At 60.3% G+C, this 491-nt stretch carries 1 protein-coding gene; it reads left to right on the top strand.

Annotated elements, in window-relative coordinates; all coding sequences use genetic code 11:
- Window positions 1-12: 12 nt before the first annotated feature.
- A partial coding sequence (locus AC3A6M_RS24860; RefSeq protein WP_487855359.1) for an Ig-like domain-containing protein occupies window positions 13-491 on the top strand: 479 nt, incomplete at its 3' end.

Below are 491 nucleotides of genomic sequence, written 5' to 3'. Positions count from 1 at the left end.
CTGAGCTACACGATGAAGGACGACCAGGGCGTTACCTCGACCAGCACGGTCGTGGTGACCGTCACCGGTACCAATGATGCACCGGTTGCCGTCGCCGATACCGCCTCGGGTACCGAAAACCAGGCATTGACCATCGATGTACTGGCCAACGACACCGATGTGGATGACGATCACGTCTTCACGCTGGTATCCGGTGCTGCACCGGACGGTAAAGGAACCACCAGCGTAGTGAACAACCAACTCGTGTTCACCCCGGGCTCGGACTTCGATCACCTGAAGGCAGGCGCGACGGAGCAGGTGACGCTCAGCTACACGATGAAGGACGACCAGGGCGCCACCTCAACCAGCACGGTCGTGGTGACTGTCACCGGTACCAACGATGCACCGGTCGCTGTTGCCGACACCGTTTCGGGCACCGAGAACCAGGCATTGACCATCGATGTGCTGGCCAACGACACCGATGTGGATGACGACCACGTCTTCACGCTGGT

Source organism: Telluria sp. Soil_C_11, assembly GCF_057657395.1.
The sequence above is the reverse complement of the archived record's forward strand: the minus strand, read 5'-3'. Positions and strand labels throughout refer to the sequence as shown.